10 protein-coding genes and 1 pseudogene are annotated in these 14,017 nt (G+C 61.1%); 9 read left to right on the top strand and 2 right to left on the bottom strand.

Annotated elements, in window-relative coordinates; translation table 11 throughout:
* Window positions 1-49: 49 nt before the first annotated feature.
* The 5 genes and pseudogenes from ampD to FGA82_RS15940 all read left to right on the top strand — a co-directional run bounded on the left by ampD (window position 50) and on the right by FGA82_RS15940 (window position 4,312).
* Window positions 50-610: a 1,6-anhydro-N-acetylmuramyl-L-alanine amidase AmpD gene (ampD, locus tag FGA82_RS15955; RefSeq protein ID WP_141127791.1), complete on the top strand. Its 561-nt coding sequence runs from the start codon at window positions 50-52 to the stop codon at window positions 608-610.
* Complete coding sequence (gene ampE, locus FGA82_RS15950; RefSeq protein ID WP_141127790.1) at window positions 607-1,446, top strand: regulatory signaling modulator protein AmpE; 840 nt, start codon at window positions 607-609, stop codon at window positions 1,444-1,446. Before ampD ends, ampE begins: the two co-directional genes overlap by 4 nt.
* Before the next feature lie 232 nt (window positions 1,447-1,678).
* Window positions 1,679-2,770: pseudogene (locus tag FGA82_RS32910) on the top strand (methyl-accepting chemotaxis protein); the annotation flags it as partial.
* Window positions 2,747-3,676, top strand: coding sequence for a methyl-accepting chemotaxis protein (locus tag FGA82_RS32905; RefSeq protein ID WP_432767159.1), 930 nt, complete (start codon window positions 2,747-2,749; stop codon window positions 3,674-3,676). The pseudogene FGA82_RS32910 and the gene FGA82_RS32905, both read left to right, overlap by 24 nt.
* 246 nt (window positions 3,677-3,922) lie before the next feature.
* The gene (locus FGA82_RS15940) at window positions 3,923-4,312 is read left to right on the top strand and encodes a hypothetical protein (RefSeq protein WP_141127788.1); all 390 of its coding nucleotides are present in this window, start codon (window positions 3,923-3,925) and stop codon (window positions 4,310-4,312) included.
* Here the strand turns inward: FGA82_RS15940 and FGA82_RS15935 are convergent, their stop codons facing one another.
* A complete protein-coding gene (locus FGA82_RS15935) occupies window positions 4,313-5,089 on the bottom strand; it encodes a TatD family hydrolase (protein WP_141127787.1) in 777 nt (258 codons plus the stop codon).
* Between the two features lie 3 nt (window positions 5,090-5,092).
* Complete coding sequence (cra, locus tag FGA82_RS15930) at window positions 5,093-6,088, bottom strand: catabolite repressor/activator (protein ID WP_141127786.1); 996 nt, start codon at window positions 6,086-6,088, stop codon at window positions 5,093-5,095.
* 307 nt (window positions 6,089-6,395) lie between these two features.
* Here cra and ptsP point away from each other — a divergent pair, with 307 nt between their 5' ends.
* The 4 genes from ptsP (at window position 6,396) to FGA82_RS15905 (ending at window position 13,670) form a co-directional block, all read left to right on the top strand.
* Window positions 6,396-9,257, top strand: coding sequence for a phosphoenolpyruvate--protein phosphotransferase (gene ptsP, locus FGA82_RS15925; protein WP_141127785.1), 2,862 nt, complete (start codon window positions 6,396-6,398; stop codon window positions 9,255-9,257).
* Entirely contained in the window at window positions 9,257-10,198 is a 942-nt protein-coding gene (gene pfkB / locus FGA82_RS15920; RefSeq protein ID WP_141127784.1) for a 1-phosphofructokinase, read from the top strand. Before ptsP ends, pfkB begins: the two co-directional genes overlap by 1 nt.
* A gap of 11 nt (window positions 10,199-10,209) precedes the next feature.
* Window positions 10,210-11,943 (top strand): PTS fructose-like transporter subunit IIB, encoded by a 1,734-nt coding sequence (locus FGA82_RS15915; RefSeq protein WP_141127783.1) that lies wholly within the window; start codon window positions 10,210-10,212, stop codon window positions 11,941-11,943.
* A 185-nt stretch (window positions 11,944-12,128) separates the two neighbouring features.
* Window positions 12,129-13,670: an alkaline phosphatase D family protein gene (locus tag FGA82_RS15905; RefSeq protein WP_141127782.1), complete on the top strand. Its 1,542-nt coding sequence runs from the start codon at window positions 12,129-12,131 to the stop codon at window positions 13,668-13,670.
* Window positions 13,671-14,017: the final 347 nt, after the last annotated feature.

Genomic DNA, 14,017 nt, shown 5'->3' with positions numbered 1-14,017 from the left:
CGATCACGGCATACTGGGCGCCAACACAGTCGGCGTTGAAGGAATCGGTATGCAGTTGGATCCCGCTAGCGGGTGGTGTCACGGGGTGCAGGTCTGCCCATCGCCCAACTTCAATGAGCGCCCTGCGGGCGAAATTTCCCTGTTGGTGATCCACAACATCAGTTTGCCGCCGGCGCAGTTCGCCACGGGCAAGGTGCAGGAATTTTTCCAGAATCGTCTGGATGTCACTGAACATCCCTACTTTGCAGGGATCGCTGACCTGCGCGTCTCGGCGCATTTTCTGATCGAACGTGACGGCAAGATCACCCAGTTTGTCTCCTGTCTTGAGCGGGCGTGGCATGCGGGTGTTTCGATTTTCGAAGGGCGCGAAACCTGTAACGATTTTTCCGTGGGCATCGAGCTTGAAGGCACCGATGATCTGCCGTTCACCGACGCGCAATATCAGGCGTTGACGGCGTTGACCCGCCAGTTGCAGACAGCATTTCCGGCGATCACCGGCGCCCGCATTTGTGGGCACAGCGACATAGCACCCGGGCGTAAGACCGATCCTGGCCCGGCATTCGACTGGGCGCGTTACCGCGCAGCCCTGGCACAAGAGGAAGGACAATGAGTTTTCTGGTGTTACTGCTGGCGCTGTGGATCGAGAAGTTTTCGGCCCTGCGTCATCGGGTTCAACGCGATGGCGGATGGATCCGCGAACTGAACAAACTCGAAACTGGCGAGCGGTTGGGCAAACAACCCTGGCTGGTGCTGACGATTCTGGTGCTGTTTCCAGTGGCGTTGCTGGCGCTGTTGCTTTTGGTGCTGGAGCCGGTGGCTTACGGCTTGCTGGCGTTGCCGGTGCATTTACTGGTGGTGATTTACAGTCTGGGGCGCGGCGACTTGCTCGGCGGTCTCGGGCCGTTTCGCGATGCCTGGCGTCGTGAGGATCTGCAAGCCGCAGCGCATGTGGCCAAGCGTGATCTGAATATTTGCGCCGACAGCGGCGAGCAGTTGCTCGAGCGTGTGCAGGGGCATCTGCTGTGGCAGGCCTACCAGAGCTTTTTTGCGGTGATCTTCTGGTATTTCGTGCTCGGCCCCGTGGCAGCGCTGGCGTATCGCCTGCTGGCACTGGCGCAGGAACACGGCCAGAACCCGGCGCTGGTCGAGCGCGCCGCGCAAATGCGGCATGCCTTTGACTGGCTGCCGGTACGCTTGCTGGCCGCGAGTCTGGCGCTGGTCGGCAACTTTGTCGCGGTCAGCCGGGTGATGCTGCATGAATTGCTCAACTGGAACATCAGCGCTGCGCAGCTGATCAACCGAGTCGGTTTGGCGGCGGGTGAAATTCCACCTCCCGTGGTCGGGCCGGACGGCATCAACACCCTCGATTGCCTGTGGGAACTGCTGCTGCGTGCGGCGGTGCTGTGGTATGCCGGGTTTGCCTTGTGGACAGTTTTGATCCACTGATTTAAGCAAGATCAAAAGATCGCAGCCTGCGGCAGCTCCTACGAGGAGATCTGTGTGTCGCGGGCTGCTATGTCGTTAACCTTAAGTTACAAAACCTCCCTTCGATTTGAGCTATACAGAGATGGCGCCCGATAGTGGCTATCTACTGTCGCCCCGCGCCTGCCAATAAAAACAAGAAAAAAACCAAGGGAGACTTCCAGTGAAGAGCTTGCTCTATCCCGCCGTCTCGCTGATGAACCGTCTGAGCTTCGGCATGAAGTTCAGCCTGATCAGCGTGCTGTTCCTGGTGCCGATGCTGGTGACCAATTTCTATCTGGTGCGCGATTCCTATCGCGAATTCCAGGGCACCCGTGTCGAGCTGCAAAGCCTTGATCTGCTGGGCAGCAGCCTGGCCTTGCGCCGGGATCTGGAAACCCTCAACAATCTTGTGCAGATCAACGTCACCCTCGGCCAGTCCGGCAAGGCCGGGAATGTCGAGTCGCAAATCACCACCCTCGAACAAGCAGTTCTGGCGCGTCTCCAAGGGTTGGTCGCAATGACCGACGATCCCGAGCAGATCAAAGTATTCAATGGCAAACGCGATGAAATGATCGTCGCGTTCAAGGCCCAGCAAACGGAAAATTCGCTGCAGAGCAAAAGCGCGTTGATCGGCAAATTGTTGGCCAGTGCGCAGATTTTCAGCCAGATCATCACCAGTCAGGCCGGGCTGAGCCGCGACAACCAGAGCGATATCCGTCAGCTCAGCGAACTGATCACCCTGATCACGCCGAGCGTCACGCAAACCCTCGGCGAAGGCCGAGCCATGGGCTCGTATTCATTGGGCCAGGGGTTTCTCAACAGCTCTTCAAGCACCCGTTTCGATGAGCTGCTGGTGCAGATCGAAAAACTCCAGGCCGAGTACGGTCTGAAACTGCAGGACGCCCTCGGCTCCAGCAAGGCCGCGCGGGACAACCTCAGCGCGGCGGCCGACAGCAGCAAGGCCTCGCTGAAACAGGCCAGCGAACTGTTCGAAGAACAGGTGGTGATGGCTGACACCCTCGATGCGCCGTGGCAGGCGTTTTACGATCAGGTCACCGGGCTGATCGACAGGACTTACCAGCTCAACGACGCCACGCTGAAATTCCTCGATACTCAACTACAGCAACGTCTGGCGCAGAACCGCACGCACATGGTCTTGCAGGCGGTGGCGCTGACGGTGGTGTTCGTGCTGATTTTCTATCTCTACGGTGGTTTCTACGCCTCGACCCGCACCACGCTTAAACGCTTGGGCGCGATGATGGACAGGGTCGCGGCGGGTGACATGACGGTCAACTTCAAAGCTAACAGCCAGGATGAACTCGGCGAGTTGGGCGAAGTGTTCAACGGTACGGTGAAGAAGATTCACGACTTGATCGAGCGGGTGGGGCAGACCGTCGGCGAGGTCGAGCGCCAGGCCGGGCAAGTTGAAAATGTCTCTGCGCAAAGCAATCAGGCAGTGGCGGGCCAACGGACGCAGATCGAGCAAGTGGCGACGGCGATGAACCAGATGTCGGCGACCTCACTGGAAGTGGCGCGCAGTGCAGCCGCAGCCGTCAGCAGTGCCCACAGTGTGAATGACGAGACCATCAGCGGTCGCGGCCTGGTCGAGTCGCAGCAGGGCAGCATTGCTGCGCTGGCCAGCGAAATCGACCAGTCGGTGCGGGTCATCAACCAGTTGGCCAGCGACAGCCAGTCGATCAGCCGCGTGCTGGAAGTGATCAAGAGCATCGCCGAACAGACCAACTTGCTGGCGCTCAACGCCGCGATCGAAGCGGCGCGTGCCGGCGAGCAGGGACGTGGTTTTGCCGTGGTCGCCGACGAAGTGCGCACCCTGGCCAAACGCACCCAGCAATCGACCGAAGAGATTGAGCAGATGATCGCCAAGCTGCACGGCGGCGTCGGGGCGGCGGTGAAAGCCATGGGTGTCAGCCATCAGATGGCCAATGGCACCGTCGGGCAATCGGAGAAGGTTCAGCAGGCGCTGGAAAATATCCTCGGGGCTGTGGGAATGATCGTCGATCAGAACCAACAGATCGCCGCTGCCGTTGAGCAGCAAACAGCGGTGGCCCATGACATCGATCAGAACATCGTCGAAATCAACCGCGCCGGCGAGCGCACGGCGCAGGGTGCGCACCAGACCGAAGATGCCAGCCGTGCGCTGTCAGCCCAAGTTGTTGAGCTTAAACAACTGATCAGCGCGTTCCGCGTCTGAGTCGTACATACCAGCTGCGCGAGCGAGCCTGCTCGCGAATGCAATCTGTCAGTGACATCTCTGTCACCTGACACACCGCCTTCGCGAGCAGGCTCGCTCCCACAGGGTTTCGCGTTTTGTCAGAACTCTTTGTAGTACTTTTTCAGTTCCGGCCGTAAGCCCAATCCTGTTTCTCTGCAGACTCTGGCATTTCCCCAGCAATGAGCCAGTATCCATACCCAATCGTTCGTGTAGAGGAGGCCGCTCATGTCTGTCGCAAACTTGGGAGTCCAGGGCCATTGTGCTCATTGTCAGACCACGCTGGCGCTCAGGCCCTGGCAGCTAAATGCCATCTCGATTAATGAACCGTTCACCTGCGAGCATTGCCAGCAAACGCTGGAATTGCGTTGCCCGCAACAGATCAAACGCTTCAAGTCCCTCGATTCACTGGCGCTGCTGCGTTTCAGCGCTTCGGTGACGGTGTGCACCGCGCTGCTGGTGGCGTTGGTGATGGAGTGGGTGGGGCTTCTGAGTGTCACCGAACAACTGAACGCTTCACTGATCACGATCTTCGTGTACTTCGTGGTCGTCCGTTATGCACGTCAGCGTCAGCATCTGACGCTGATTCTGGAGGCCGCCAAGGCGCACGCCGACTGATTACCAGCCGAATATCTCGCAGCTATTGGCGGTACTGGCCATGGCCAGTTGTTGCGGGCTGATCTTCATCAGTTCGGCCAACGCCTGACAAATTGCCGGCAAGTGCACCGGGCTGTTGCGCTGGCCGGGAAACATGACAGGCGCCATGTCCGGTGAATCGGTTTCCAGCACGATCGATTCCAGCGGCAGTTCCGCCAGCACCCGATGCATGCGCAACGCTTGCGGCCAGGTCGGCGCGCCGCCCAGACCCAGTTTGAAACCGAGTTTGATGTACTCCCGCGCCTCTTCACGGCTACCGGCAAAGGCGTGGATGATCCCTGCGCGTTGGAGCTTGAAGCGCTTGAGCGTCGCGATCACTGCCGCGTGGCTGCGGCGCACATGGATCAGCGCTGGTAATTCGAAGTCAGCGGCCAATTGCAGCTGCGCTTCGAACAGCGCCTGTTGCCGCTCGCGGTCGAGGGTTTCGATGAAGTAATCCAGACCGATCTCGCCCACCGCACACAACTGCCGATGACCGCGTAATCGAGTCAGCCAATCACCAAGCGCCGACAAATCTTCGGGACGATGCTGATCGAGATAAACCGGGTGCAGGCCGAATGCCGCGTACAAATCGGCATCGCTCTGCACCAGATCCCACACCCGTTGCCAATTACCTTCAAAGACGCCCAACACCACCATCCGCCGCACCCCGAGGGCGCGGCTCTCGGCAAGCAACGCCGGGCGATCGGCATCAAAGTCGGGGAAGTCGAGGTGGGTGTGACTGTCGATCAGCTCCACGGCTCAGTCCTGGTGGATACGCTGCTTGAAGGTCCGCGCGATGGCCTGCACACCGGGCTTGTACTCCGACTGTTCGACAGCGGCCAGCGCCAGTTCCAGCGCCTTGTCGGCAATCAACTGGTGCTGCTGGGCCATGGCGTTGACCGGCAGCGGCAGGAAATCCAGCAACTGCGTATCGCCGAAGGTGCCGAGGCGCAGCGGCCGCGATTTCAGCGGGAAGTCATGCAGCGCATCGAACACGCCCTGCAGCAGCACGTAGGACGTAGTCACCAACGCATCGGGCAAATGCCCCAGACGTTGCAGGAGTTCTTCCATCAATTGCTTGCCGCATTCACGGCTGAAGGATTCCGCATGCTCGACCAGCACTTCGCCTTTGAAGTCGACCAGCGCCTCTTTGAAACCGGCGGCACGTTCCTGGCTGATGCTCAGTTCCGGACGGGCGCCGAGCAGTACGATCTGCTTCGGTTGCGGATCGAGCAGGCTCTGGGTGAGGTGCAGACTGGCTTCGCGGTCGTCACTGATCACCGAGCAGAAATGCTCCGGCTCCATGACCCGGTCGATGGCGATGATCGGCGTGCCCTTGGCCTGCAACTGGCGATAGCTGTCATCGCCGGCCGGCAGGCAACTGGCAACGATCAGCGCATCGCAACGGCGCGCGCGGAAAAGTTGCAGCAACTGCCGCTCGCTGTCCGGAGCATCATCGGAACTGGCGATCAGCAATTGATAGCCACGCGCTCGTGCACCTTGTTCGAGCAGTTTGGCGATCCGCGCGTAACTGGGGTTTTCCAGATCCGGCAGAATAAAGCCCAGCGTGCGCGTATGCCGACTGCGCAGCCCGGCCGCTTGAGGGTTTGGCGTGAAGCCGTGCAGATCGACCACCGCCCGCACCCGCTCGACGGTGGCGTTGCTGATGCGTTGCTGTTCGGCCTTGCCGTTGATGACGTAGCTGGCGGTGGTCACGGACACTCCGGCCAACCGCGCGATATCACTGAGTTTCAACCCGGGATTTCCTTGTTTATTCGAGCTTGCCGCGACATTTTCGCCAATCCTACCCGATTAGGGCAGGCGACTATTGTCGCAGCGCATCCGACAAGTTGGACTTCAAGGATGGGACATTATCGAGTAACGTGCCGATCAATCTAGATTAAACGTTTCAGCAAGCGTATTTTCTACGTTTTAGACGCCTTTGGCCGGTGCTGCCGTGAAACCGCCAAAACTGCCGCCGAAAAGCAAAGCGGCAGAGCGCCTAAGCTGCAACCATCCAAAACAATACCTGGCACTCATACAGCGCCAAAAAGGAGATCGCATGCTCGAGCTCACTATAGAGCAGATATCCATGGGCCAATCGGCTGTGGATAAACCCGCTGCCCTGCAACTGCTGGCCAATCACCTGGTGGCCGATGGTCTGGTCGCCGACGGCTACCTCGCCGGATTGCAGGCCCGGGAAGCCCAGGGCTCGACCTTTCTCGGTCAAGGTATTGCCATTCCCCACGGAACGCCGGAAACCCGCGATCAGGTGTTCGCCACCGGCGTGCGCCTGATGCAGTTCCCGGAAGGCGTGGATTGGGGCGATGGCCAGATCGTTTATCTGGCGATTGGCATCGCTGCCAAATCCGACGAACACCTGCGCCTGCTGCAACTGCTGACCCGTGCCCTCGGCGAGACCGATCTGGGCCAGGCTTTGCGTCGTGCGAGTTCGCCTGAAGCGCTGCTGAAACTGCTGCAAGGCGCGCCGCAGGAGCTGGCGCTGGATGCTCAGATGATTGGCCTCGGCGTCTCCGCCGATGATTTCGAAGAGCTTGTCTGGCGTGGCGCGCGTCTGTTGCGTCAGGCCGATTGTGTGAGCAACGGTTTTGCCGGTGTGTTGCAGCAGGTCGAAGCGCTGCCGCTGGGTGATGGTTTGTGGTGGTTGCACAGCGAGCAAACCGTGAAGCGTCCGGGGCTGGCGTTCGTGACGCCGGACAAACCGATGCGCTACCTCGGTCAGCCGCTCAGCGGCCTGTTCTGCCTGGCCAGCCTTGGCGAAGCGCATCAGGCGTTGCTTGAACGCCTGTGTGCGTTGCTCATCGAAGGTCGCGGCCATGAACTGGGCCGCGCCACCAGCAGCCGCAAAGTTCTCGAAGTGCTTGGCGGTGAATTACCCGCCGACTGGCCGAGCGCACGCATTGCCCTGGCCAATGCCCACGGTTTGCACGCGCGTCCGGCGAAGATCCTCGCGCAACTGGCGAAGAGTTTTGACGGCGAGATTCGCGTGCGCATCGTCGACGGTCAGGACAGCGCCGTGTCGGTGAAGAGTTTGAGCAAACTGCTCAGCCTTGGCGCCCGTCGTGGTCAGGTGCTGGAGTTGATCGCCGAGCCGAGTATCGCCGCTGATGCCTTGCCGGCGTTGCTCGCCGCTATCGAAGAAGGCCTCGGTGAAGAAGTCGAGCCGCTGCCGGCCATCAGCCCGCAACGCGAAGTGATCGCCGACATCGCCGAAGTGGTCGTCGCCCCGGCCTCCGGCAGCCAGTTGCAAGCAATCCCCGCTGCCCCCGGCATCGCCATTGGCCCGGCACACATCCAAGTGCAGCAAACCATCGATTATCCGCTGCGGGGCGAGTCCGCTGCCGGTGAACGCGAACGCCTCAAGCAAGCGCTGAGTGACGTGCGCAGTGACATTCAGGGTCTGATCGAACGCAGCAAAGCCAAAGCCATCCGCGAGATCTTCATCACCCATCAGGAAATGCTCGACGACCCGGAACTCACCGACGAAGTCGACACTCGCCTCAAGCAGGGCGAAAGCGCCGAAGCGGCGTGGATGGCGGTGATCGAAGCAGCGGCCAAACAACAGGAGTCGCTGCAGGACGCGTTGCTCGCAGAGCGCGCTGCGGATCTGCGTGACATCGGTCGCCGCGTACTGGCGCAACTGTGTGGCGTGCAAACTGCGAGCGAACCCGAGCAACCGTACATTTTGGTGATGGATGAGGTCGGCCCGTCCGACGTCGCGCGTCTGGACCCGGCGCGCGTGGCGGGGATTCTCACCGCACGCGGCGGCGCCACCGCGCACAGTGCCATCGTAGCGCGAGCCCTCGGGATTCCTGCGCTGGTCGGCGCTGGAGGAGCGGTGTTGTTGCTGGCGCCGGGCACACCGTTGCTGCTCGACGGTCAACGCGGTCGTCTTCACGTCGACGCCGATGCCGCGACCCTGCAACGCGCCACCGAAGAACGCGACACCCGCGAACAACGCCTGAAGATTGCTGCCGAACAACGCCACCAACCGGCGCACACCACCGACGGTCACGCGGTCGAAGTGTTCGCCAACATTGGCGAAAGCGCTGGTGTGATCAGCGCGGTGGAGCAGGGCGCCGAAGGCATCGGTCTGCTGCGCACCGAACTGATTTTCATGGCCCATCCACAAGCGCCGGACGAGGCCACGCAAGAAGCCGAATACCGCCGCGTGCTCGATGGTCTCGCCGGGCGGCCGTTGGTGGTGCGCACGCTGGACGTCGGCGGCGACAAACCGCTGCCGTATTGGCCGATCGCCAAAGAAGAAAACCCGTTCCTCGGCGTGCGCGGCATTCGCCTGACTTTGCAGCGCCCGCAGATCATGGAAGCGCAACTGCGCGCCTTGCTGCGTTCGGCGGACAACCGTCCGCTGCGCATCATGTTCCCGATGGTCGGCAGCGTCGAAGAATGGCGTCAGGCCCGCGACATGACCGAACGTTTGCGTCTGGAAATCCCGGTCGCCGACCTGCAACTGGGGATCATGATCGAAGTGCCGTCCGCCGCTTTGCTCGCGCCGGTGCTGGCCAAGGAAGTCGATTTCTTCAGCGTCGGCACCAACGACCTGACGCAATACACCCTGGCCATCGACCGTGGCCATCCGACCCTGTCGGCGCAGGCTGACGGTTTGCACCCGGCGGTGCTGCAACTGATCGACATCACCGTGCGCGCGGCCCATGCCCACGGCAAGTGGGTCGGTGTTTGCGGTGAGTTGGCGGCGGATCCGCTGGCGGTGCCGGTCCTGGTCGGCCTCGGTGTCGATGAACTCAGTGTCTCCGGGCGCAGCATTGCTGAAGTGAAAGCACGCATCCGCGAACTCAGCCTGTCCGAGGCGCAAACCCTTGCTCAACAGGCCCTGGCCGTGGGCAGCGCGAATGAAGTGCGCGCATTAGTGGAGGCCCTGTAATGGCCAAGATTCTTACCCTGACCCTCAACCCGGCGCTCGACCTTACCGTCGAACTGCCACGGCTGGAGGCCGGTCAGGTCAATCGCAGCGACGAGATGCACACACACGCCGCCGGCAAAGGCGTGAACGTCGCGCAAGTGCTGGCCGACCTTGGTCATCAACTGACGGTCAGTGGGTTTCTCGGTGAAGACAACCTGCAAGCGTTCGAAACGTTGTTCGCTAAGCGCGGTTTTGTCGACGCGTTTATCCGTGTGCCGGGCGAGACGCGCAGCAACATCAAAGTCGCCGAACAGGATGGCCGCATCACCGACATCAACGGCCCGGGGCCGGTGGTCGACGCCGCCGCGCAGCAGGCGTTGCTCGAGCGTCTGCTGCAGATTGCACCGGGTCACGATGCGGTGGTGGTTGCCGGCAGTTTGCCGCGTGGCGTCACCGCGCAGTGGTTGCGTGAACTGATCGAACGGCTCAATCAGCTCGGTCTGAAAGTTGCCCTCGACTCCAGCGGCGAAGCGTTGCGCGAAGCTTTGAAAGCCAGTCCGTGGCTGATCAAACCAAACACCGAAGAACTCGCCGACGCCCTCGGTTGCGACGTGGTTTCGCACGCGGCGGAAGCGCAAGCAGCGGCGCGCTTGCATGCCCAAGGCATCGAGCACGTGGTGATTTCCCACGGTGCTGACGGCGTGAACTGGTTCAGCGTCGGTTCGGCGCTGCACGCCACGCCACCGAAAGTCAGCGTTGCCAGCACGGTCGGTGCCGGTGATTCGTTGCTGGCCGGCATGCTCCACGGTTTACTCAGCGCCGACACGCCTGAACAAACCCTGCGCACCGCCACCGCGATTGCCGCGATGGCGGTGACCCAGATCGGTTTCGGCATCAACGACGCTGCGCAACTGGCGCAGCTCGAACAGGGCGTGCGCGTGCGTCCCCTGACAGAACAATAAGAGGGTTTGTGATGAAATTAGCCATTGTTACGGCTTGCCCGAACGGCATGGTCACCAGTGTGCTGTGCGCGCGTTTGCTTGATGCGGCGGCGCAGCGTCAGGGCTGGAGCACCAGCGTTGAAGTGGTCGATGCAGCGCACCCTGAGCGCGAGTTGTCGGCGGCGACCATTGCCGCGGCCGAGTGGGTTTTGCTGGTTACCACCGGCGCGGTCGACATGACGCGTTTTGTCGGTAAACGTGTTTTCCAGATTGCCCCGGCGCAGGCGTTGCAGGATGTTGAAGCGGTGCTGCGTCGTGGCGCTGAAGAGGCTGAAGTTTACGTCGCCAGCGCGGCTGCACCGGTCGCTGATGCGCCACGTGCACCGCGCATCGTCGCGATTACCGCCTGCCCGACCGGTGTCGCCCACACCTTCATGGCCGCCGAAGCCTTGCAGCAAACCGCCAAGCGTCTGGGCTATGAATTGCAGGTCGAAACCCAAGGCTCGGTGGGTGCGAAAACTCCGTTGAGCGCAGCGGCGATTGCCGAGGCAGACGTGGTGTTGCTGGCGGCGGATATCGAAGTTGCCACCGAGCGTTTCGCTGGCAAGAAAATCTATCGTTGCGGCACTGGCATTGCGTTGAAGCAGTCCGAAGCCACGCTGAAAAAAGCCTTGGCCGAAGGTGCTGTGGAAAGCGCGGCGAGCGACGGCAAGGCACCGGCCAAGCAAGAGAAGACCGGCGTCTATAAACACCTGCTGACCGGCGTGTCGTTCATGCTGCCGATGGTGGTGGCCGGCGGGTTGATGATCGCGCTGTCCTTTATGTTCGGCATCACAGCGTTCAAGGAAGAAGGCACGCTGGCCGCTGCACTGATGCAGATCGGCGGCGAGACCGCGTTCAAGTTGATGGTGCCGCTGCTGGCGGGTTACATCGCCTATTCGATCGCCGACCGGCCGGGCCTGGCGCCGGGGATGATTGGTGGTTTGCTGGCGAGCACCTTGGGCGCTGGTTTTATCGGCGGCATCGTCGCCGGTTTTATCGCCGGTTACGTGGCGAAGGCGATCAGCCGTTATGTCGCTTTGCCGCAGAGTCTCGAAGCGCTGAAACCGATCCTGATCATCCCGCTGTTCGCCAGCCTGATTACCGGTCTGGTGATGATTTACGTGGTCGGCAAACCGGTTGCCGGGATGCTCGGCGCGCTCACGCATTTCCTCGATAGCATGGGCACCACCAACGCGATTCTGCTTGGCGTGCTGCTCGGCGGCATGATGTGCGTCGACCTCGGCGGGCCGATCAACAAAGCGGCGTATGCGTTTTCGGTCGGGCTACTGGCTTCGCAGAGTTATGCGCCGATGGCTGCGACCATGGCGGCGGGCATGGTGCCGCCGATTGGCCTGGGTATCGCTACGTTTATTGCGCGGCGCAAGTTTGCCCAGACCGAGCGCGAGGCGGGGAAAGCGGCGTTGGTGCTGGGTTTGTGCTTTATTTCCGAAGGGGCGATTCCGTTTGCCGCGAAAGACCCGTTGCGGGTGATCCCGGCGAGCATCGCCGGCGGTGCGCTGACCGGTGCTCTGTCGATGTATTTCGGCTGCAAACTGATGGCGCCGCACGGTGGCTTGTTTGTGTTGGCGATTCCGAATGCGATCAATCATGCGTTGCTGTATTTGCTGGCGATTGTCGCGGGGAGTTTGTTGACGGCTGTGGTCTATGCGACGGTCAAACGCCCGGAAGCCGTCGAGCTGGCCCTGGAACCCGCCAAGGCTTAACAGACACCGCAAAACCCCTGTAGGAGTGAGCCTGCTCGCGATATCGGTCTGTCAGTGACATGAGTGTTGGCTGATACACCGCTATCGCGAGCAGGCTCACTCCTACAATGGGTTCTGCGGTGTGTCTGGTGTCATGTGTGTTTCATGATCGCGTGCTTAAGTTTTCCTTTTTCAGGGAGAACACCATGAGCGATTTCAACCCCGGTCGCCGGCGTGTCATGCAAGTCGTTGGCGCCGGTCTGCTGATGCCAAGTCTGGCACCGGCGGTGATTGCCTCGGTCAAGGACCGCCCGCAGTTGACCGATGGCGTGCAGTCCGGCGACCTGCAAGGCGACCGCGCGATGATCTGGAGCCGCAGCGATCGCCCGGCGCATATGGTGGTCGAGTGGGACACCCGCAGCCAGTTTCGCCATCCACGCCGATTGGTCTCGGCCCTCGCCGATGCCCGCAGCGACTTCACCGCCCGCGTTGAACTGACCGGGCTGCCCGCCGATCAGGCAATTTTCTATCGGGTGTATTTCAAGGACGCCCGCACCGGCGTTGCCAGCGAACCTTGGCTTGGCCACCTGCGCAGCGCTCCGACGGCGCGGCGCAATATTCGTTTCGTCTGGAGCGGCGACACCGTCGGCCAGGGCTTCGGCATCAACCCGGACATCGGCGGCATGCGCATCTACGAAGCGATGCGCCTGCGTTTGCCGGACTTCTTTATCCACAGTGGTGACACCATCTATGCCGACGGCCCGGTGCCCGCTCAACTGACCACCGAAAACGGTCGGGTGTGGCGCAACCTCACCACTGAAGCCAAGAGCAAAGTCGCGCAGACCCTCGACGACTATCGCGGCAACTACCGCTACAACCTGATGGACGAAAACATCCGCCGCTTCAACGCCGAGGTGCCGCAGATCTGGCAGTGGGACGACCATGAAGTGGTCAACAACTGGTCGCCGGGCAAGCAGCTCGACGAGCGTTATCAGGAAAAAGATATCCACACCCTGGTCGGGCGCGCACGCGCGGCGTGGCTGGAATATTCACCGATGCGCTTACAGACTGCCGACGGCGGCGGGCGGATTTATCGCAAGTTGAGCTATGGGCCGATGCTCGATGTGTTCGTGCTCGACATGCGCAGTTATCGCGGCGCCAATGACGACAACCTCGGCGCGGCGAAACCGTTTCTCGGGCGTGAGCAATTGGACTGGCTCAAGCGCGGTTTGAAGAAGTCGAAAGCGCAATGGAAGGTCATCGCCGCCGACATGCCAATCGGCCTGGGTGTGCCGGATGGCGAGGTCAGCCCGGGTGTCGCGCGTTGGGAAGCGGTGGCTAACGGTGATCCGGGACCGGCGCAGGGGCGCGAGGTGGAAATCGCCGAATTGCTCGGTTATCTGCGTGCGCAGCAGGTGCGCAATTTCGTCTTCCTCACGGCGGATGTGCATTACTGCGCGGCGCATCACTATCACCCGGATCGCGCGGCGTTTCAGGATTTCGAACCGTTCTGGGAGTTTGTTGCGGGGCCGTTGAATGCCGGGAGCTTTGGGCCGAATCCGCTGGATAAAACCTTTGGCCCTGAGGTGGTGTTCGAGAAGGCGCCGCCGGTGCAGAACGCGTCGCCGTTTGCCGGGTTTCAGTTTTTTGGCGAGGTGAATATTGAAGGGGGGAGTGGGGAGATGAGCGTGGTGTTGCGGGATTTGAATGGGGTGGCGGTTTTTGAGAAGAAGTTGCAGCCGGTTTGAAGATCAAGAGCGACCCTCACCCCAGCCCTCTCCCGGAGGGAGAGGGGGCCGATCGAGGTGTCTGAAGAGGTACGTCGACCTGAAAGACCGAGTCGATTATGAGATTGGACACAAAGACTTTCTCTCGATTATGGATTCGGTAGAGGACGTTCAGGTCGGCTTATAGCGTGGATCTCCCCCAATCAGCCCCCTCTCCCGGAGGGAGAGGGGGCCGATCGAGGTGACTGAAGAGGTACGTCGACCTGAAAGATCGAGTCGATTATGAGATCAGCACAAAGCCTTTCTCGATTATGGATTCGGTGAGGGACGTTCAGGTCGGTGTATAGCGTGAATCTCGCAAGGTCAGT

Origin of the sequence: Pseudomonas fluorescens, from assembly GCF_005938625.1 — a bacterium.
In the GTDB taxonomy this organism is placed as follows: Bacteria; Pseudomonadota; Gammaproteobacteria; order Pseudomonadales; family Pseudomonadaceae; genus Aquipseudomonas; species Aquipseudomonas fluorescens_BD.
Note: the sequence above shows the minus strand (reverse complement) of the source record. Positions and strands in the feature narration are given on the sequence as shown.

Excerpts from the sequence above, each read along its gene's own strand:
- ampD (WP_141127791.1), top strand. The coding sequence starts at position 50 with ATGCAGTTGGATCCCGCTAGCGGGTGGTGTCACGGGGTGCAGGTCTGC.
- ampE (WP_141127790.1), top strand. The coding sequence starts at position 607 with ATGAGTTTTCTGGTGTTACTGCTGGCGCTGTGGATCGAGAAGTTTTCG.
- FGA82_RS32905 (WP_432767159.1), top strand. The coding sequence starts at position 2,747 with ATGACGGTCAACTTCAAAGCTAACAGCCAGGATGAACTCGGCGAGTTG.
- FGA82_RS15940 (WP_141127788.1), top strand. The coding sequence starts at position 3,923 with ATGTCTGTCGCAAACTTGGGAGTCCAGGGCCATTGTGCTCATTGTCAG.
- ptsP (WP_141127785.1), top strand. The coding sequence starts at position 6,396 with ATGCTCGAGCTCACTATAGAGCAGATATCCATGGGCCAATCGGCTGTG.
- pfkB (WP_141127784.1), top strand. The coding sequence starts at position 9,257 with ATGGCCAAGATTCTTACCCTGACCCTCAACCCGGCGCTCGACCTTACC.
- FGA82_RS15915 (WP_141127783.1), top strand. The coding sequence starts at position 10,210 with ATGAAATTAGCCATTGTTACGGCTTGCCCGAACGGCATGGTCACCAGT.
- FGA82_RS15905 (WP_141127782.1), top strand. The coding sequence starts at position 12,129 with ATGAGCGATTTCAACCCCGGTCGCCGGCGTGTCATGCAAGTCGTTGGC.